General features: G+C 30.9%; 16 protein-coding genes. 12 read left to right on the plus strand and 4 right to left on the minus strand.

The features are described from left to right. The first annotated feature begins 12 nt into the window (after positions 1 to 12). On the plus strand, positions 13 to 597 hold the full coding sequence (locus ACVC3Y_RS06995; protein WP_452226486.1) for a pseudouridine synthase: 585 nt from the start codon (positions 13 to 15) through the stop codon (positions 595 to 597). 220 nt (positions 598 to 817) lie between these two features. Next, complete coding sequence (locus tag ACVC3Y_RS07000) at positions 818 to 1,198, plus strand: hypothetical protein (protein WP_303424121.1); 381 nt, start codon at positions 818 to 820, stop codon at positions 1,196 to 1,198. On the opposite strand, the gene mscL is transcribed toward ACVC3Y_RS07000, so the two are convergent. The 3 genes from mscL to ACVC3Y_RS07015 form a co-directional block, all read right to left on the minus strand. After that, a complete protein-coding gene (gene mscL / locus ACVC3Y_RS07005) occupies positions 1,195 to 1,641 on the minus strand; it encodes a large conductance mechanosensitive channel protein MscL (RefSeq protein ID WP_303424120.1) in 447 nt (148 codons plus the stop codon). The two genes, ACVC3Y_RS07000 and mscL, sit on opposite strands and share 4 nt — an antisense overlap. A gap of 16 nt (positions 1,642 to 1,657) precedes the next feature. Continuing rightward, positions 1,658 to 4,831: a cytochrome c biogenesis protein gene (gene ccsA / locus ACVC3Y_RS07010; protein WP_303424119.1), complete on the minus strand. Its 3,174-nt coding sequence runs from the start codon at positions 4,829 to 4,831 to the stop codon at positions 1,658 to 1,660. 94 nt (positions 4,832 to 4,925) lie between these two features. Then, on the minus strand, positions 4,926 to 5,336 hold the full coding sequence (locus ACVC3Y_RS07015) for a group III truncated hemoglobin (RefSeq protein ID WP_303424118.1): 411 nt from the start codon (positions 5,334 to 5,336) through the stop codon (positions 4,926 to 4,928). A gap of 83 nt (positions 5,337 to 5,419) precedes the next feature. On the opposite strand from ACVC3Y_RS07015, the gene ACVC3Y_RS07020 reads away from it, so the two are divergent. The 9 genes from ACVC3Y_RS07020 (at position 5,420) to ACVC3Y_RS07060 (ending at position 18,056) form a co-directional block, all read left to right on the plus strand. After that, entirely contained in the window at positions 5,420 to 6,181 is a 762-nt protein-coding gene (locus ACVC3Y_RS07020; protein ID WP_452226487.1) for a Rossmann-like and DUF2520 domain-containing protein, read from the plus strand. After that, positions 6,171 to 6,701 carry a KdsC family phosphatase gene (locus tag ACVC3Y_RS07025; RefSeq protein WP_303424116.1) on the plus strand — a complete coding sequence of 177 codons (531 nt, stop codon included), beginning with the start codon at positions 6,171 to 6,173 and terminating at the stop codon, positions 6,699 to 6,701. Before ACVC3Y_RS07020 ends, ACVC3Y_RS07025 begins: the two co-directional genes overlap by 11 nt. Before the next feature lie 75 nt (positions 6,702 to 6,776). Continuing rightward, a complete protein-coding gene (locus ACVC3Y_RS07030) occupies positions 6,777 to 7,691 on the plus strand; it encodes a geranylgeranylglycerol-phosphate geranylgeranyltransferase (RefSeq protein WP_452226488.1) in 915 nt (304 codons plus the stop codon). Continuing rightward, positions 7,691 to 8,278: a Maf-like protein gene (locus tag ACVC3Y_RS07035; RefSeq protein WP_452226489.1), complete on the plus strand. Its 588-nt coding sequence runs from the start codon at positions 7,691 to 7,693 to the stop codon at positions 8,276 to 8,278. The genes ACVC3Y_RS07030 and ACVC3Y_RS07035 overlap by 1 nt, the downstream gene beginning before the upstream one ends. 59 nt (positions 8,279 to 8,337) lie before the next feature. Further along, entirely contained in the window at positions 8,338 to 8,883 is a 546-nt protein-coding gene (locus ACVC3Y_RS07040) for a mechanosensitive ion channel domain-containing protein (protein ID WP_303424113.1), read from the plus strand. A gap of 79 nt (positions 8,884 to 8,962) precedes the next feature. Then, positions 8,963 to 11,488, plus strand: coding sequence for a PIG-L family deacetylase (locus ACVC3Y_RS07045; RefSeq protein ID WP_452226530.1), 2,526 nt, complete (start codon positions 8,963 to 8,965; stop codon positions 11,486 to 11,488). A 116-nt stretch (positions 11,489 to 11,604) separates the two neighbouring features. Next, positions 11,605 to 13,356, plus strand: coding sequence for a sodium:solute symporter (locus ACVC3Y_RS07050; protein WP_303424112.1), 1,752 nt, complete (start codon positions 11,605 to 11,607; stop codon positions 13,354 to 13,356). A 65-nt stretch (positions 13,357 to 13,421) separates the two neighbouring features. Next, a complete protein-coding gene (locus tag ACVC3Y_RS07055) occupies positions 13,422 to 15,554 on the plus strand; it encodes a hypothetical protein (RefSeq protein WP_452226490.1) in 2,133 nt (710 codons plus the stop codon). A 93-nt stretch (positions 15,555 to 15,647) separates the two neighbouring features. Next, positions 15,648 to 18,056 (plus strand): hypothetical protein, encoded by a 2,409-nt coding sequence (locus tag ACVC3Y_RS07060; protein ID WP_452226491.1) that lies wholly within the window; start codon positions 15,648 to 15,650, stop codon positions 18,054 to 18,056. Here ACVC3Y_RS07060 and ytxJ read toward each other — a convergent pair. Continuing rightward, a complete protein-coding gene (gene ytxJ / locus ACVC3Y_RS07065) occupies positions 18,053 to 18,433 on the minus strand; it encodes a bacillithiol system redox-active protein YtxJ (RefSeq protein ID WP_452226492.1) in 381 nt (126 codons plus the stop codon). The two genes, ACVC3Y_RS07060 and ytxJ, sit on opposite strands and share 4 nt — an antisense overlap. A gap of 243 nt (positions 18,434 to 18,676) precedes the next feature. Here ytxJ and clpB point away from each other — a divergent pair, with 243 nt between their 5' ends. Then, positions 18,677 to 21,286, plus strand: a complete 2,610-nt coding sequence (clpB, locus tag ACVC3Y_RS07070; protein ID WP_303424108.1) for an ATP-dependent chaperone ClpB — start codon at positions 18,677 to 18,679, stop codon at positions 21,284 to 21,286. The last annotated feature ends 16 nt before the right edge of the window (positions 21,287 to 21,302 follow it).

The raw sequence follows: 21,302 nt of genomic DNA on the forward strand, positions 1-21,302 counted from the left end.
AAGAATATTGCTTTGCAAGTACAAGAAAACCATCAACATTTTATATTACACAAGCCTTATGGCTATTTAAGCCAATTAATAAACAACCAAAACAAACGGAAAAACAAACGTTTATTAGGAGAACTATTCGATTTTCCGGAAAGAACTATGGCAATTGGCAGATTAGACGAAAACTCGGAAGGTCTACTACTTTTAACCACTAACGGTAAAGTAAGTGAAGAAATAAGAAGTGTAAAATTTGAAAAAGAATATTATGCACAAGTAGATGGTCTAATTACTACCCAAGCCTTAAAACAATTACAAGAAGGTGTAGAAATTGGAATACATGGCACAAAATATAAAACGAAACCATGCATCGTAAAAAGTATTTCTAATGTTTCTGACTTTCCTTTTGCCAATAGAAAAGTGAGAGATGCACGTCATGGACCAATGTCTTGGGTGTCTATTACATTAACAGAAGGTAAATTTAGACAAGTACGTAAAATGACTGCTGCAGTTGGTTTTCCAACATTACGCTTGGTTAGAGTTCGAATTGGTAGTATACTTCTAAAAATAGAATCTGGTAAAGTAGAAGAAGTAGCAGATTTTAATAATTAAACTTATTTAGGTTTTATAAATTTAAATATTTTCTAATTTGCATATGCTATAAGTTCTATTAGCACACAATAAACTATTAATCAGAATCTTATAAATAAAACGCCTTGACACTTATTTTTTTTGGCGCTTTTTTAACGCAATTCGCAAATTCGCAATAATTTTAAACAACTGTATACCAGATAATTACGTATTGTTGATTATTTTTTGTAACTTGCAGGTTATGACAACAGCAGACAAAGAAGTAAATTTAGAATTTTTAAAAGAAAGTATTTTATACCTAGAAAACAAAGGCTTTGATAATATTCAAGCAGATGTTGAAGGTTATGAATCTCCAAAATCTTACACTAAAAAGAGTAAAGGTGTTGATTCTTCAATAACTCCGGATATTGTAGCAGAAAAAGCAGGAAGAAAACACTATTTTGAAATTGGCTTAAAAAGTGAAGAACCGACTTTATTAAAGTCGAAATGGCGTTTTTTAGATGTTTTATCTAGAATGAAAGACGATCGATTTAAAGTAATTACACGTCGTGGTCATTATAAGTTCACACAAGACATGCTTGATGACCTTAACCTTGACAAAGAGCCAATTAAATTACCTTAATTTTTAGTAGCTTTTAATAATTTATTTTGTTCCTCCATTAAAACGGTGAGCTTTGCTAAAAGCTCAATATCTTTGGGAGTAGCCACTGTTGTGTCTTTTTCGTTGTGTGCCTTTGTACGTAAACGATTCATTGCTTTAACTACTAGAAATACGGTTAAACCAACAATTAAAAAATCTAACGAAACTTCAAAAAAGGTTCCATACTCTATTACGACTTCATTTGTAGTAGTTACACCTTCACTGTTAACAACAGCATCTCGAAGCACATATTTTTTATCTTGAAAATTTAAACCATCTGTCATTAAAGATAAAGGTGGCATAAATACTTTCTTCACTAATACATCTATTACCTTATTAAAAGATGCACCAATGATGATACCAATAGCCATATCCATCATATTGCCTTTAACAGCAAACTCTTTAAACTCTTTTAAAAATTTCATCTGGAATATTTATTGTTTATTTTTTATAAAACTTCGCATACTTTCTATATGCAAAGAAACCTAGTATCGTTACTATTGCACAAGAAATCCCTATAATTTGCACACTCATTACTTGATCTCCACTAGCATAAGAGTGTAGTCCTGCTAGGTAAAAATTTACTCCAAAATAGGTCATCATTATACTTGCAAAAGCAATAATAGACATCAAGTTAAAACCAAATCTGCCACGTAATCCAGGCACCAAACGCATGTGAATTACAAATGCATATACCATAATACTAATTAAAGCCCAAGTTTCTTTAGGATCCCATCCCCAATATCTTCCCCAACTTTCATTAGCCCACATACCACCAAGAAAGTTCCCAATAGTAAGCATAACCAAACCAACTGTTAAAGCCATTTCGTTAATAATAGTAAGCTCTTTAATATTTAATAGCATTTTCTCTTTATTGTTTGCATTAGTTGCAATCATTAAAACAAGAGAGACTATACCTAGAATCATACCTAAAACAAATGGACCATAACTAGCCACAATAATAGATACATGTATCATTAACCAATAACTATTTAAAACAGGTTGCAAGTTTGCAATTGCAGGATCTAGCCAGTTTTGGTGTGCAAAAAATAAAATAATAGATGCCACAAATGCCGTAGAAGCAATGGTTAAATCACTTTTTCTTCCAAAAAACAACCCAAATAACATTGCAGACCACGCGACATATAACATTGTTTCATAGGTATCACTCCAAGGAGCGTGACCAGAAATATACCAACGTACAATTAAGCCAATAGTATGCACAATAAATAAAGCTATGATTAACCATTTACTAATATTTACAGCTAGGTTAATGCCTTTTCTATTTTTGCTTAAAATTTGTGTAATTAAGAAAACAAACATTAAAAAACCTGCTAATAAATAATATCTATAAAGTTTTTTAAATACATTGTATTTATTGTAATTAATCTCTGCACTAATCTTATTCTCACTAAGCATAATATCGCTACCATATTTATGCTGCGTTTTATTAAAAGATTCTAAAAGCTTTTCAGCTTCAGTAAAATCTCCTTTTTGCTTTGCTTTATCTAAAGTAAATAAATATGCCGAAAAACCAGAATTTACAAAATTTCCGTAAAGGGAATCTGTAATTTTTTCTTTATAACCTTCTTTTCTGTATTCTAAAGGAGATATCCATTTGTTATTATCGTCTTCTGGGATTGGGAAAATTTTTAAGGTCAATCCTTCAATCGCATTCGATAAAATAGTAGCACGTTGGTCTGCTAACTTTAATTCTTTTTGGTATCCATTAGGCGTTTTTGTTTTGTATGCATCTTCTAAATACGGATTTAATTTATAGCTTAAATTTTCGTCAAAGAAATCTACTATAGTTGCATATTTTTTTTCCTTCGGAATACCAAGAATCGTTTTTAACGAATCGGTTTTCATTGGTGTTAGATAAATAATTGGCACATTATACCAAAGCAATGGACTTTCACTTATAGAAAGCAAAATTTGATTAGGAGACAAACCTGCATACGTTTCTTTATGATGAATTTTTCTAACTAATTCGGATGCATATGTATTCATTGGCATCATTCGTCCGCTTAAATCTTGAATCACCAATCTACCAAATTTGTCAGCATGTTCTTTTGGTGTTGCATTAGCAATTAAAATAGAGTCAATTTGCGCAGGAGTTGGAGCTTGATGTTGCTCTTCTTGGGCAAAAGTTTGTAGTGCAAAACAGAAAAAGAATACAGTAAGTAACTTTTCCTTTTTATCCTTAATCTTATTTAAGTGTCTTTTTAAATCGGAAAACCTTGTTCCTTTTGCTAACATGATAGCAATCATACCGAAGAAAAGCATAAAGTAACCAAAATAAGTTATCCATGTACCCCAAAAGTCATGATTTACAGAAAGAATAGTTCCTTTTTCATCTGGATCGAAATTAGATTGAAAAAACTTATAACCACCATGATTTAATATATTATTCATATAAATTCGGTAATCGAAATCGCCTTCCTTATTATCTAAAACAGTTACTTCACTTGCGTAGGAAGAATAGCTTCTTTCGGTTCCTGGATAACGTTCTGCAATAAAATCGTTCAACTTAATTTGAAATGGTAGCTCTAAAACTTTAGAACCATAACGGAAAGCAAAATCTAAGCCTCCTATTTTAATTTGCTTAAACGCATTGTTTTTATATGGTCCTCCTAGTAACCCTACGCTTTTAGTTTCTCCATTAGCGGTAACCTTTAAAACAACGCCATCCTCGTCTCCTTTAAGAAATTGTGCTTTTTTTACAATCCCGAAATCTCCTTTCACTACAGGTTTAGGAAAAACCATTTGCATATTTCCAATTATATATCGGGAACGCAAAATTAATGGTTGTAAACTATCCTTCACAAGCTTGCCAGTGGCCATAGTAGCCATTGTTAAATACTCTCCTTCAAAAGGCGAATGAATATTTAATCCGTTCGCATCTTGTGTAATATTTATTGCTCCTTTTGTTGGCTTATCTAATGCAATTAATACATTATGAATACTTTGTACTTCACCAGATTTTAAAAAGTGATTGTGAGGTCCTTCCCCTCCTGCTTCAACTATTTTAAGGTATTCTTCACCAGTTTCATTTGGCAAAATATCTTCTTCTGCTCCTCCAATAAATTCCTCTAAAGAAATGCGAACTGGTTGCTTATTATAGTTGGTATTTACTTCAAAATTATTCTCTAAACGTGGCGAAAAATCTACTTCTCTTTCTACTGGTAATCGTTGTGGAACACCATCAATTTCATAATCTCCATCAATATACGTTGTTATATATGTTTTTTGTGACAAAAACTTACTTTCGGTAGCACCTTCTCGAATTGGCATCATACCTTCATAACTTGCATAGCGTGTAATAAACGCTCCAATAAGTATAAACAAAAAAGCGACATGCAAGATTAAAGTTGCCCATTTTTCTTTTTTATACAATCGGAATCTAAAAATATTTCCTGCAAAATTAATTACAAAAAATAGCATGATTCCTTCAAACCACCATGTGTTATAGATTAAATTCCTACTATATGGCGTTGGAGATGTGTCCATTCCTGCATCCATAAAAGTACCAACAGCCATTGCTGTTGCAAATAAAACAAAAAGTAATGCGGTTAGTCTGGTTGAAAACAGAATATCGGAGAGTTTCTTTAGCATAATAACAAGCTTATTTTTAGCTCGTGCAAATTTACGGATTTTAGTTTATTTAAGTATCGAATTGAAACAAATATTGTGTTAAAATATACGTGATTTACATTTCATCTTTTTTACGTGCAGCAAAAAGATTCATATACATAAAAGTTCCCATTTTTCTTGCTCTTCGTTTTGCATTCTCTGTGATGTCTCCTTCAAATAATTCATCTAAAGTTTGATACCATAAATTTAACCATAATCCAAAATGTAAATTATCGATGGTATGATTAAACTGTTTATCTACTTTAACATGTGCTTCTAGAGGGTTTCCTTGGTATTTATTTTCTAATTTTCGGGTCATAAAAAGACTTGTTTCCCAAAACGTAGTTAAGTGTTCTAGATGAGCACTCCAATCTTTAATGGTTTCATTAAAAAAAGGCCCAAGCGTTAGATCTGCTCTAACTTTATCATAAAAAGTAGAAACAAGTAAAAAAATATCTTCTCTAGTATTTATATCGGATTTATTCATGAATTCGAAATTAAGTTTTTATTTTGAATAAAGGAATTAAATAATATTAATTAGTAATTGATTATTCTTATTATTTTAGCAGAATGATTGACGTAGTATTACTTGGTGCAGGAAATGTAGCAACCCACTTATATAAAGCATTTACAAATGCAGAAGAAGTAACTGTAAAACAATGGTATAACAGGAGTTTAAAAACCATTGAAAAGTATAAAAATAAAGTTGCCATTACCGATAATTTAGAAGATTTGGTAGAAGCAGATATATATATTCTTGCAGTTAGTGATGATGTAGTTGCAGAATTATCTTCTAAACTTCCGTTTGAAAACAGATTGGTTGTTCATACTTCTGGTAGTGTTAGTTTATATGCCGTTGATAAAAAACATAAACGCGGTGTATTCTATCCGCTACAAACGTTTAGTAAAAATGCGAGTGTAGATTTTTCGGATGTTCCATTATGCTTAGAAGCGCTAAAAAACAAAGAAGATCTCCCTATTTTAAAAAAACTTGCAATAGCTATTGGCAGCCAACCACATAAAGTAAATAGTGACCAACGCGCTGCTTTGCATTTGGCAGCTGTTTTTGTAAATAATTTTACCAATCAGATTTACAGAATTGCACACGAAATAACAGAATCTCAAGGTGCCGAATTTGAAATACTAAAACCTTTAATTAAAGAAACGGCTAGAAAACTGGATGATATTTCTCCTTATCTAGCACAAACTGGTCCTGCCAAGCGCAACGACAAAAAAACAATAAAAAAACACTTAAAAGCATTAACAGATAAACACCATAAAGAAGTTTACGAATTGCTAACCAAATCGATACAAAAAACACATGGAAGATAAAAGCTACAAAGAATACCTAAATAATATTACAACACTAATCTTTGATGTAGATGGTGTTTTAACAGATGGAACAGTAACCGTTACTACTTCGGGAGAAATGTTACGAACCATGAACATTAAAGATGGTTATGCTTTAAAAACTGCAGTAGACAAAGGATATCCTATTTGTATTATTTCTGGCGGAAGTAACGAAGGTGTTAGAAAACGTTTAGAAAATCTAGGTCTTACAGATGTATATCTTGGTTCGCATAATAAAATAGAACAACTTCATGCGTATTTAAAAAAACACCATTTAAAGCTAGAAAATGCTTTATACATGGGAGATGACATTCCAGACATTCCTGTTATGAAACTAGTAGGATTACCATGTAGTCCTCAAGATGCAGTACCAGAAGTGAAAGCGGTTTCTAAATACATATCACATAAAAATGGAGGAAAAGGTGCTGTTCGCGATGTTATTGAGCAAGTACTAAAAGTACAAGGCAAATGGGATGGTAATTTTGATGCTAAATATGATTAGTTCGTTGTTAAGTAAAAGCATTAACAAACAGATTAAAACACTTTAATTATTTCATATTAATTATTCTTTAAAATAATGCAAAGCATATTAAACCTAATTCGCTGGAAAAACCTCTTATTAATTGTATTGGTGCAATTACTCATAAAATATGCGCTTTTGGAACCTTTTGGCGTTACTATTACTTTAAATGGCATGGGTTTATTTATTTTAATTTTAGCGACACTTTGTTTGGCTGCAGCAGGAAATATAATTAATGACATCTATGACATAGAAACCGATTTAATTAATAAACCAAATCGGGTAACTGTAGGTAAATCTATTTCCGAAAAAACAGCATACAACCTATTTTTTGCTTTTAATTTTATAGGTGTTGCTCTTGGTTTTTATTTATCACATGTGGTTGGGAAAAGTCCTTTTTTTACTTTATTTGTTATTATTTCTGCGCTACTTTATATGTATGCTTCCTATTTAAAACAAATTCCTTTAATAGGAAATGTCGTCATCTCTGTTTTAGTAGCTTTAAGTTTAATTATTGTTGGCATCTTCGATTTACTACCTGCAATAACCGCTGCAAACAAAGAAGCACAAATTACTTTCTTCAAGATTATTTTAGATTATGCATTTTTTGCATTTATAATTAATCTAATTCGAGAAATGGTAAAAGACATCGAAGATATCGATGGAGATTATAAAGCAGGTAGAAACACGTTACCAATTGCCATTGGAAGAGATCGTGCTAATAAAGTTATTTTCGTTTTTTCTTTAATACCAATAGTTGGCGTTGTATTTTACATCACTACTTTTTTATACAAACAAGAAATTGCTGTAGCTTACTTTTTACTATTCATAGTAGCGCCACTTATTTACATTAGCATAAAACTGTTTTCAGCAAAAACGAAAAAAGAATATGCACATATTAGTATTATATTGAAACTGGTCATGCTTTTTGGCATGTTATCGATGCTACTTTACCCTTTAATTTTAAAATAATGTTGAAAGAAAAACTAAAAAACCACAATCTAATTCTTGCTTCTGCTTCACCTAGACGACAAAAGTTTTTCTCGGATTTAGATCTGGATTTTAAAATTCAATTAAAACCGGTTGTTGAAGAGTATCCAGATAGGCTCCGTCATTTTGAAATAACAGATTATTTAGCGCAATTAAAATCGCTTCCGTTTAAAACAGAATTACAAGAAAAAGACATTCTAGTTACTAGTGACACCATTGTATGGCATAACGAAAAAGCCTTAGGGAAACCGAGAGATAAAGACGATGCTTTTCAAATATTAAAATCGTTAAGTAATGCTACCCACGAAGTAATTACTTCGGTTTGTTTTACAACAAAAACTTCAGAAAAAACAGTAAGTGCTGTAACAAAAGTTACTTTTAAAGCACTTTCTGATACAGAAATAAATTACTACTTAGACAACTATAAACCATACGACAAAGCTGGTGCTTATGGTATTCAAGATTGGATTGGCTATATCGCTATTACAAAAATTGAAGGGTCTCATTATAATGTAATGGGGTTACCGCTTCATTTAGTGTATCAAGCTTTGTTAGAAATTACAAACTAACTTCTTCTTTTTGTTTTTAAGAACTAATTCTAATTTATCTTTGCATTTTATTTTAAATTATGAAAGATATTTTTAGCTCACTTAGTGACCAATTTATAAACGCCTTAATTGTATTAGGCATCTTTTTTATTATTTGGACCATCCAAAAATTTTCTATTCGAAAAATAGGAAGAAAATCTGGAATTAATGATGCAAGAATTCACTTAATTATTAGATATTCATCTGTAACACTCTTCTTAATTCTAACACTCATTTTAGCTTTTATTTTTGGTGCAGAATTTAAAAATCTTGCGTTAGTTTTTTCTTCTGTTTTTGCAGTTATTGGAGTTGCACTATTTGCTGTTTGGTCTATATTAAGCAACATCACTTCTGGTGTCATTATGTTTTTCTCGTTTCCATATAAAGTTGGAGATAAAATTCAAATACACGACAAAGACTTTCCCATAGAGGCTATTATTGAAGACATTAGAGCGTTTCAACTACACTTAAGACAAGATAATGGTGATTTAGTTACTTACCCTAATAATCTTATTCTACAAAAGGCAGTTACCCTTATAGAAAAAGATGCTATCGAAGATTTTGAACATGGTTCCGATCTTATTTAAATATAAAGTTAAATAAAGATTAAAAGCATTCTACTCGGTAGTAACTTTTTTATATTTGGTTATTAAACGAACCAAAATGATGCGAAAGCTACTACTCTATTTATTTATTTCTTTTTTTACAATAACAAGCACACAAGCACAACAACCTAAAAAACCTAATGCTTCAGAGATTTTCGAATCTTTAAAAAAGCTTAATTTTTTAGGTTCTGTATTATATGTTGCAGCCCATCCCGATGACGAAAATACGCGATTAATATCTTATATGGCAAACCATGTAAAAGCTCGCACTGCTTACCTTTCCCTAACTCGTGGTGATGGAGGACAAAACTTAATTGGTCCAGAAATTAGAGAACTTCTTGGAGTAATAAGAACTCAAGAATTACTTGCAGCTAGAAGAACAGATGGAGGAGAACAACGCTTTACCAGAGCGAACGATTTTGGCTATTCTAAACATCCAGACGAAACATTGGCTATTTGGAACAAAGAAGAAGTTTTAAGTGATGTAGTTTTAGCTATTAGACAATTTAAACCAGATATTATTATTAATCGTTTTGACCACAGAAGCCCAGGAACCACTCATGGGCATCATACAAGTTCTGCTATGTTAAGTGTAGAAGCTTTTGATTTAGCGAACAATCCTTCTATTTATCCTGAGCAGGTAAAAAAACATGGAGCTTGGCAACCAAACCGTGAGTTTTTTAATACTTCTTGGTGGTTTTATGGCAGCCAAGAAAAATTTGACAAGGCCGACAAGAGCAAACTTTTAAACTTTGATATTGGTACTTATTATGCTTCCAATGGTTTAAGTAACACCGAAATTGCATCACTTAGTAGAAGTCAGCATAAATCGCAAGGCTTCGGTAATACAGGAACACGTGGAAGTCAACAAGAGTATATCGAATTAATTAAAGGAGAAATACCTAAGGATAAAAACAATATTTTTGAAGGAATAGATACTACATGGAACCGTGTTTCTGGAGGTAATGCAATAGGAAATATTTTATATCAAGTAGAAAAAGATTTCGACTTCACAAATCCTTCCGCTTCTATTCCAGAACTATTGAAAGCTTACCAGCGCATTGAAAAATTAGAAGACAATCATTGGAAGCAAATCAAATCCGAAGAAATTAAAAACCTTATATATAATTGTGCTGGTTTATATTTAGAAGCTGCAGCCGTAAACAATCATGCTACAGCAAATGAAACTGTTCATTTAAACATTGAACTTATTAACAGGGCTTCTGACAATGTACAATTAAAAACCTTACAAATTAATAATGAAACTCCTCTTTTAGAAGAAAAAATATTAGTCAAAAACGAAAAAATAGGGCTTAAAAAATCTTTTTCTATAAAGAAAGACCAAGAACCAACAACACCATATTGGCTAACAAAAAAAGGAACGCTTGGCATGTACCAAGTAAACGATAAAAGTTGGATAGGCAAGCCAGAAACACCTCGATATTTTAATGTAACTTTTGGCTTAAACATACAAGGTATCGCAATTTCGTACACAAAACCAATTATCTATAAAACCAATGATCCTGTAAAAGGAGAAGTATACAAACCTTTTGAAATTATCACAGAAGCTTCGGCCAAAATAGCAGAAAAAGTAATAATTTTTGAAAACGATAAGCCAAAAGAAATCCCTGTACTTGTAAAAGCTGGAAGAGATAATCTTGAAGGTTTTGTAGAAATTGCATATCCTAATGGATGGAGTGTTTTTCCCGAAAAGCAAAAATTTGCCATCGCTAATAAAGGACAAGAACAAACCCTAATATTTACTATTATTCCTCCTAAAAATCAAAGTGAAGGACTAATAACCCCAATGGTTCATGTTGCAGATAAAACCTACACTAAGGAACTTATTGAAATGGAATACGATCACATTCCGTTTCAAACGGTTTTATTGCCTAGTGAAAGTAAAATTGTTCGATTAGATATTCAAAAAAAAGGAGAAAACATCGCGTATATTGAAGGCGCTGGAGATGTGATCCCTGAGAGTTTACAACAAATTGGTTACAACGTAGTAACTATAAAACCAGAAGATATTAATACCGAAACCTTAAGCAAATTTGATGCTGTTGTAGTTGGTATTCGTGCATACAACACCGTTGAAGCTTTAAAATTTAAACAACAAATATTATTCGATTTTGTCGCTAATGGTGGAAACATGATTGTGCAATATAATACTAACCGAAGATTAAAAACAGAGCAACTTGCTCCTTATTCTTTAACCCTTTCTAGAGATCGTGTTACCGACGAAAACGCAAAAGTTACCTTATTAAAACCAGAACATGAGCTATTAAATTTTCCAAATAAAATAACTGAAAAAGATTTTGAAGGCTGGACACAAGAACGTGGTTTGTATTTTCCGGATAAATGGTCTAAAGAGTTTACTCCTATTTTATCAATGCATGACAAAGGAGAATCTGCTAAAAAAGGAAGTTTACTGGTTGCAAAACATGGCAAAGGTTATTATATATATACCGGATTAAGTTTCTTTAGAGAGTTTCCTGCTGGAGTTTCTGGCGCTTACCGATTATTTGCAAATATGTTAAGTATAGGAAAAGAGAATATACATGCAGTAAACACAATAAAAAATTAAAAATAACCGCAATGAACCAACCAAAATATAAATGGAATAACATGTATACTTTAATACTTGTTGCAAACGCAGTCTATATTATTGCATTTTACTTTATAACCAAAGCCTTATAAACTATGCAAACATTAGATTGGATCGTACTTATAAGTACCTTATTACTTATTGTTGGTTATGGAACTTGGCAAACTCGAGGCAGTAAAAATGTACAAGATTATTTAAGAGGTGGAAATTCTTCCAAATGGTGGACTATTGGTTTGTCTGTAATGGCAACACAAGCGAGTGCCATCACCTTTCTTTCTACTCCAGGACAAGCATTTAATGACGGCATGGGGTTTGTGCAATTCTATTTTGGCTTACCAATAGCAATGGTAGTGATTTGCATGGTATTTATTCCGTTATACCATAAGCTAAAAGTATATACCGCTTATGAGTTTTTAGAAACCAGATTCGACCTTAAAACCAGAACACTAACTGCTATTCTATTTTTAATTCAACGTGGCTTAGCTGCAGGAATTACTATTTTTGCACCTGCAATTATATTATCGGCAGTTCTTGGATGGAATTTATTATTACTAAACATCATCATTGGGGTTCTTGTAATTATTTATACCGTTTCTGGTGGTACACGTGCTGTAAACGTCACACAAAAACACCAGATGGTGGTTATTTTCACAGGAATGGTAATTGCTTTTATTCTTATTATCAGCAAACTTCCTGCAGATATAACTTTTTCGAAAGCATTAAATATTGCAGGAGCTAGCGGAAAAATGGAAGTTTTAGACTTCTCTTTCAACTTAAACAATCGATATACATTTTGGTCTGGAATTATTGGTGGTACTTTTTTAATGCTTTCCTATTTTGGTACCGACCAAAGTCAGGTACAACGATATTTATCTGGTAAATCATTAAAAGAAATGCAATTAGGTTTAGTCTTTAACGGCTTATTAAAAGTACCTATGCAATTCTTTATTTTACTAGTTGGAGTTATGGTTTTTGTTTTTTATCAATTTAATCCTGCTCCTGTAAATTTTAATCCTACAGCTACTGAATTGGTTTTAAATTCGGAGTATGCGGAACAATATAAAAATCTTCAACTAGAACAAGAAAAGATTTTTAAAGACAAACAAATTCTAATCGATAAGTACACTACTTCGGAAACAGAACAGCTAAAAAACTACATTCATATAGCCAATCAAGCCAATGATGATATTAGAAACGAAGCCAAAATTTTAATAGAAAAAGCTGGTAAAGCGCAGCAAGTAAAAGTAGAAAGCAACGATAAAGATTATGTGTTTATTCATTTTATATTAAACAACTTACCAAGAGGTTTAATTGGCTTACTTCTAGCTGTAATATTAAGTGCTGCAATGTCTAGTACTTCTAGTGAACTTAATGCATTAGCAAGTACAACTACTATAGATTTATACAAACGTAACACTAGCGAAAAGACTGAGAAAGAAATGGTTAAAACGTCTAGATTGTTTACTCTTGCTTGGGGAATTATTGCTATTGGTGTTGCTTGCGTAGCCAATCTTGCCGAAAATTTAATTCAACTAGTAAATATAATAGGCTCTATTTTTTATGGTAATGTTTTGGGTATTTTTCTTCTTGCCTTTTTCTTTAAAACAGTAAAAGCAAATGCGGTATTTGTAGCAGCATTAATAACGCAAGTGGTTGTTATTAGTTTGTTTCTTTTAAATCAATACGAAATAATAAACCTTCCTTTTTTATGGTTAAATTTTGTTGGATGTATGATAGTAATGGCAATTTCGTTGCTTATTTCTTTTAAAGACTTAAAAAATAATAGTAAATTTACTCTACTATCCATTATCCTTATTTTGGGTTATTTTGGATATCTAATCAATTAATAAATCTATACGAAATGTTCGTTATCGATACTTATTTGCAAGACTATTGTTACAAAAATTAACTTATGAGAAACATCCTACTTATTTTTATTGCTTTAGCTACAAATCTTTCCTTTTCTCAAAGCAATAGTAATAAAGACCCTATTGATGCAATATTAAATAATGGATATTTCAACAATTATAGTTTAGAAAATTTTTATTTACACACCAATAAAAGCGTTTACTTCACACAAGAAGAAATATTTTTTAAAGCCTATGTGGTACATGAAGAGAATAACAAACCTTTTCTTGAAACGACCAACCTTCATATAAACATATACGACTCTGAAAATAAACTGGTAATAAGCGAATTGTTTTATGTAGATAAAGGAATCACTTATGGCACTATTGCTATTCCTGAAGATATAAAAACAGGAAATTATACGATACAATTAAATACTCAATGGAATAGAAATTTTAAGGAAGGCTCCTTATTTCCTATTCAAATTTATAATATAAAGGATACTACTACTTCTATTACTAAACCTCAAAAAAGAATATTAAATCAGGAGGATAGAACTGCTTTCATTAATGTAAAGAAAACTGGATATATACTCGAAGAAAACAAATTAGACAAAAAAGATATTGTTTCCTTTCGACTAAACACAGATAACAAAACGGTATTAGCAGAAAAAGACAAATTTATTTATGCAGTATTACATAAAAAAGGAGTAGCTAAATCTGTTGCTCCAATAAAACTTATTAAAGGAATAAATACTTACAAATTAAACTTTTATAAAAACTCGCTATACGAAGGCACAAATACCATATCGGTTTTTAATAAACAGAACGAAATTCTTGCGCAAATAAACTACTATAAGTACCCAGAAAAAAAAGTAGACATTATTACTAATGTTTTAAAAGAAACGAAAGACTCTGTAAGTTTAAATATTAAACTGTTAAACAGTTTAAAAGATACCAATATAAGTGTTGCTGTTTTACACCAACAAACGAAAGCCATAGATAGCAATGCTACAATAACGAAAACACTACTAGGAATAGATACTAAAAATGCATTTCCATATAAAGACAAAACAAATACAAAACCTCTATTTACCAGAGAAAATGGTTTAAAAATTACTGGAACAGTTAATAGTAGCATAGAGAATACAAAAAATCACAAAGTAATGCTAACCTCACATGTTAACAACATACTTTTAACTAGCCCGATTACTTCTGATAAAAAGTTTGAATTTAAAAATTTACTATTAAAACATCCTTCCGATTATAAACTTGCTTTGGTAAATAAAAAAGGAGAAATTATAAAAGGTGAATTTTATGTTTATAAAGATTTTGTTACCTACAAAGCAGATAATATTCTAAACAATTATACGGTTATAGACCCTATTATTTCAGAAACCTTAGATGCTGAAAAGGAAATAAATTTGGACAGTACGGTTATAAATTCGAATACAAATGAAATAGTTAATTACTTCCCGCTTAACAATGAAATCGAAGAATTAGAAGAAGTGTTTTTAAAAGACATTCAAAACAAAAAACAACAAAGAGTTAAAGAATTAAAAAAAGAAAATAAATTTTTAGGAATAGGCGCAGGATTTTCAAAAGATTATATTATTGATACTGAAAAAGACTCTCATTTAACCCTCAAAGATTATTTAATAAATATTCCTGGCTTACGCGTTACGGATCAATTTGGTGTTATAAAAGTATACACAAGAAGAATGTCTAATTTACAGAAAAGTGCTGGTGCTTCATTGATGAATATCATTTTAGATGGTATGCCATTTAGCCAAGAAGATGGTTTAGATATTGCATATCTTAATGTTACCGATTTTGAATTAATTAGTGTAAATATATCTGGAGCTGGCTATGGAATTAATGGCTCAAATGGTGTAATAAATTTAATTACTAGAAACGATTTTAGTTATAAAAACAAAGGCAATTCTTTTACTAAAGAATACCAAACAGTAAAAGGATTTAACTTAAACCAAGCACAATTAGAAGACAGTAAACTTACTTTTCCAAGTCTACAGTCACAGTATTATTATAAAACTATAGATTGGATTCCGAACTACAATATAAAAGCAAATAGCTCAAATATTTTAAAAATTAAAAAACCAAAGCATGAAAAGGTTAAGCTGATTATTAATGGTTTTAATGAAAATGGAAATTTAATTAGTAAAATAATAGAACTATAGCCATATAGTATTCGTGATTAATAAATACTTTCACTTACCCCTATTCTTTATAGTATTTTAAATTATTATCTTTAAAAAATCTATACAAAAATTATGCAAAGATTCATTGTTATATTAATCACTATATTCAGTTTTCATACTAGTACATATGCACAAAAGGAAGAACAAAATATAACACAATCTTTTGTTTCAAAAAACAACTTTTTGCATCATGAATATTTAGAGAAATTTGCTGTTCACACGAATAAAACAATCTATTTTTCGGGAGAGCATATTTGGTTTAAAGCTTATGTGGCATACGATATCACTGAAACACCAAATTACAAAACCACAAACTTACATCTAAACCTTTACGATGCTGAAAAGAAACTAATAGCAAAGCAATTAGCTTATGTTTCTAATGGAAAAGTAGAAGGCAAAATAAAAATACCGGATACTATAAAAACAAATACATATTACTTGCAATTAGACACCAATTGGAATACTAATTTTAATAATACTTACATTAAACCCATTAAAATTAATAATTTAGAAGACGGTTTTATTTCTTCACAAGAAAACACAGAATCTTTAAATACAGATACTACCTTTCAATTCTACCCAGAAAGTAACGTTATTTTAAAAAACACGGAGAATACAATATATTTTTCAAGTACAAAAAACAACGAACCAATAAAGGTTCATGGGAATGTAATAGATAAAAATGGAGAGGTAATCACTGAATTTTATAGTGATAAAAATGGAATTGGAAACTTTCAACTAACTCCTTATGAACAAGATGCATATTCTATAAAGATTAATACTTCTAAGTATAAAATACCGCAAACTCAAGAAACTGGATTTATTATTCACAAAAAAGAAAATCAGGAAAATAAGGATGCAATTAGCTTAAAAATAACAACTAACAAAAGTACCATTCAGCAAGAAAAAGGGAACACTATTTTTGCTGTAATACATAGAAAAGGACATGTTTTATCTGTAATCCCCATTACTATAAGTCAAGAATACTATAGCTATAACCTAAAGCTACTTAAAAATGATCTTTTTAATGGTATTAATACCATAACGCTTTTTAATAATAAAAATCAACCCATTGCAGAACGTAATATTTTTAATACTAATAAAAATCAAATAGAAATAGAAGTAACTAAAATTTCCAATTCAAAAGATTCTACAACCTTAAAAATAAACCTCCAAAATATTTACACTAAAACGAATGCTAGCATTTCGGTTTTACCTGAAAAATCGTTGATGTATCAAAACCAAAATAATATTCTTTCCGACTTTTTAGTGACTCCTTATTTAAACGATAAAACAGGAAACGCAGCTAAATACTTTTTAAATAAATCGACATTAAAAAACCTAGATACATACATACAAACCCAAAACAAAAATCATTTTTCAGTAATTACAAAAAACAAAAAATCCACAAAAAAACCAGAAATTGGAACAAGAATTAGTGGTTCTATATTACTAAACAAAGCGAATAGTGAAAATTCTAGAATAATGCTTACTTCACAAGAAAATAATATTGTTTTAGTATCTAGATTAAAACCAAACAACACCTTTGTTTTTGATAGTCTTTTACTAAAGCAAAACTCTAATTACAAACTTTCTTTAATCGATAATAAAGGGAGACTTTTAAAAGCTATTATTAAGGTAAATGAAGATTTTATAGACTACAAGCCAGAGATTGTTTCTAATAAAAACTTAAAAGAGTTGTACGCAAAGAACTATACCTATGCCAAAATTGAGGACCAAGATTCTAAACAAATAAAAACACAAGAAATTCTAGACGAAGTGGTTATTCAATCGAAAACAAAAAAAACAGTTCTCCCAGATGATTATCCAGACCCTAAAGTTCGTGCAAGTAGCTTTACAAAAACGTATCAAATAAAAGAAAACAGATACTCACCTAACGAAACAGTAATGGATGTTATTAAAGATTTACCAGGAATTGAAGTAGATGTTTTCTCAACAAAAATAAGATCTACTAGAGGAGCAAAATCTATTATCCCAGGCAGTAGAAATGATGAAGTCGCTGTAATTTTAAATGGTGTTAGAGTACCAGATTTCGATTTACTAAGATCTATTAATGCTACAGAAATCGTAGAAGCTAAAGTAAATGCTTCAGGAGCTGGTTATGGATTAGATGGGTTTGCTGGAGTTGTAATACTAAAAACGAAAGGAGAAACAAATCCGATTAAAAATTCAAACAATACACTATCTACATTAAAAATTGGGAATGTAGATTTTGGTTTTTCAATTTCAACAGAAAATTATTATAATGAAGATATACAATTTCCAACAAAAAATTCTAAAATATATTATAGCACTCTAGATTGGATACCAAATATAGAATTAAAACCAAACACAGATAATTTTATAACAGTTTACAACGATAATTTAGAACACATAAAACTAATTATTAATGGCCAAAGCGATAAAGGGGATTTGCTATTTAAAATTGCAACTATTAATACAAAAACAAATAGCAATTAGATATATTCCTCTAATTTAATGTCATTAACACCTCCATGAGACGCATGAGTAATAAGGGTTCCATTTTTAATAACTAATAACTGTGGTGACTCATGCATAACCATAAACTTAACGCCAACCGCATCAGAAACAGCTCTATAATTTAGCAAATCTAAATAGTACAAATCCAAATCTTTTTCGGTTAAACCATACATTGCAATAAATTGATTCATAACCATTCTACTAATACCACATCGTGTAGAATGCTTAAATATCACTTGTGTTTTTGTTTTCGATTTTTCCTCAATAAACATTAGTTGTTGCAAATCATTTAAAGGTATCCAAGGCAAAACCTTTACTTCTTTTGGCTCTTTAGAACCGAATATTTTTTTAAACATACACTCTATTCTTTATTTGCTAGAAAGCAAAATTAATTTTAAATGAAACAATCTAATACCCTTTTAATGATATTAATCATTCTTTTTGTCGAAACATTATTGTAAACTTACTATTAGTTTACCCAACCAGAGAAACAGACAAAAAGTCATTTCGCTACTCAGCAAATCAGACATTTTGTCTCATCTATTTAACTGGTAAGATTGTTGACTAATACTTATCAGAATAAAGAAAAATAAAACAACATGAACTTTAACAATTATACAATAAAATCGCAAGAAGCCATACAGCAAGCGCAACAAATTGCACAAAGTTATGGTCATCAACAAATTGAAAACGAACATCTCTTTAAAGCTATTTTTGAAGTAGATGAAAATGTACTACCATTCTTATTAAAAAAATTGAATGTTAATATCACCATACTACAACAAATTTTAGACAAAGAATTAGAAAGCTTTCCTAAAGTTTCTGGTGGAGATATAATATTATCTCGAGAAACAGGAAAAACACTAAATGAAGCATCCATTGTTGCAAAAAAAATGAACGATGATTATGTTTCTGTCGAACATTTAATTTTAGCTATTTTTAAATCAAAAAGTAAAATTGCACAGGTTTTAAAAGACCAAAGCATTACCGAAAAAGGCTTACAAGCTGCTATTGAAGAGTTACGTAAAGGAGATAGAGTTACATCGCAAAGCCAAGAAGAAACATACAACTCCTTAAACAAATACGCTAAAAACCTCAACCAATTAGCTAAAGATGGGAAACTAGACCCTGTAATAGGTAGAGATGAAGAAATTAGAAGAATACTTCAAATTTTATCGCGTAGAACCAAGAACAATCCTATTTTAGTTGGTGAGCCTGGAACTGGTAAAACTGCTATTGCAGAAGGTTTAGCACACAGGATAGTAGATGGAGATATTCCCGAAAACTTGATAGACAAGCAAATTTTTGCATTAGACATGGGAGCACTAATAGCTGGCGCAAAGTTTAAAGGGGAATTTGAAGAACGACTAAAAGCAGTTATTAAAGAGGTTACCGAAAGCGATGGGGACATTGTCCTTTTTATAGATGAAATCCATACATTAGTTGGAGCTGGAGGAGGTCAAGGCGCAATGGATGCTGCAAATATTTTAAAACCAGCATTAGCACGTGGAGAACTTCGTGCTATTGGAGCAACCACCTTAGATGAATACCAGAAATATTTTGAAAAAGACAAAGCTTTAGAACGTCGTTTTCAAAAAGTAATGGTGAATGAGCCAGATACCGAAAGTGCTATTTCTATTTTAAGAGGAATTAAAGAAAAGTACGAGACACACCATAAAGTACGTATTAAAGATGAAGCTATTATTGGAGCTGTAGAGCTTTCACAAAGGTATATAACCAATCGTTTTTTACCAGATAAAGCTATTGATTTAATGGATGAAGCCGCTTCCAAACTTCGCATGGAAATAAACTCTAAACCTGAAGAATTAGATGTTTTAGATCGTAAAATTATGCAATTAGAAATTGAAATTGAAGCGATCAAACGTGAAAAGGACGAAACAAAATTAAAATCGCTTCGTGCAGATTTAGCTAATTTAAAAGAAGAACGCAACGAAATATTTGCAAAATGGAAAAGCGAAAAAGATGTTGTAGATAACATACAAACAGCAAAATCTAACATTGAAGAGTTTAAGCTAGAAGCAGAACGCGCAGAAAGAGATGGAGATTATGGAAAAGTTGCCGAAATTCGCTATGGAAAAATTAAAGAAGCACAGGAACAGTTAGAAAAACTACAAAAAGAATTGCAAGAAAATCAAAGTGAAAGCTCTTTAATTAAAGAAGAAGTTACTTACGAAGATATTGCAGATGTTGTTGCCAAATGGACAGGGATTCCTGTTTCCAAAATGCTACAAAGCGACAGAGAAAAACTTTTAAAACTAGAAGATGAGCTACACAAACGTGTTGTTGGTCAAGAAGAAGCTATTGTTGCTGTAAGTGATGCAGTACGTCGTAGTAGAGCTGGCTTACAAAACCCTGAAAAACCAATAGGCACATTCCTTTTCTTAGGTACAACTGGCGTTGGTAAAACAGAGCTAGCTAAAGCTTTAGCAGAATATCTTTTTGATGATGAGAATGCTATGACTAGAATAGATATGAGCGAATACCAAGAACGTCATGCGGTAAGCAGATTAGTTGGTGCTCCTCCTGGATATGTTGGCTATGATGAAGGAGGACAACTTACAGAAGCGGTTCGAAGAAAACCATACTCTGTGGTCCTATTAGATGAAATTGAAAAAGCACATCCAGATACTTTTAATATTTTATTACAAGTATTAGATGAAGGTAGATTAACCGACAACAAAGGTCGTGTTGCCGATTTTAAAAATGCAATAATTATCATGACTTCTAACATGGGAAGTGATATTATACAACAACGTTTTGAAGCAACAAAAGATATAGACTCTGCTATAGAAGCAGCAAAAGTAGATGTTTTAGCAATACTAAAACAAAGCGTAAGACCAGAGTTTTTAAATCGAATAGACGACACCATTATGTTTACTCCTTTAAGTAAAGACAATATTGTTGACATAGTTGGTTTACAATTAAAATCGGTTACCAAAATGGTAGCACAACAAGGTATTACTTTTGATGCTACACAAGAAGCTGTAGAATATCTAGCAAACAAAGGGTATAATCCAGAATATGGAGCAAGACCTGTAAAACGAGTAATTCAAAAAGAAGTTTTAAATGCTTTAAGTAAAGAAATACTTGCAGGAACTGTAACTACAGATAGTATTATTTTACTAGATGCTTTTGATGGAGAATTGGTTTTTAGAAATCAAAATAGCTTGGTTACAGAAAAAGTATAAAACCCTATTATTCTTA

Source organism: Lacinutrix cladophorae, assembly GCF_053604645.1.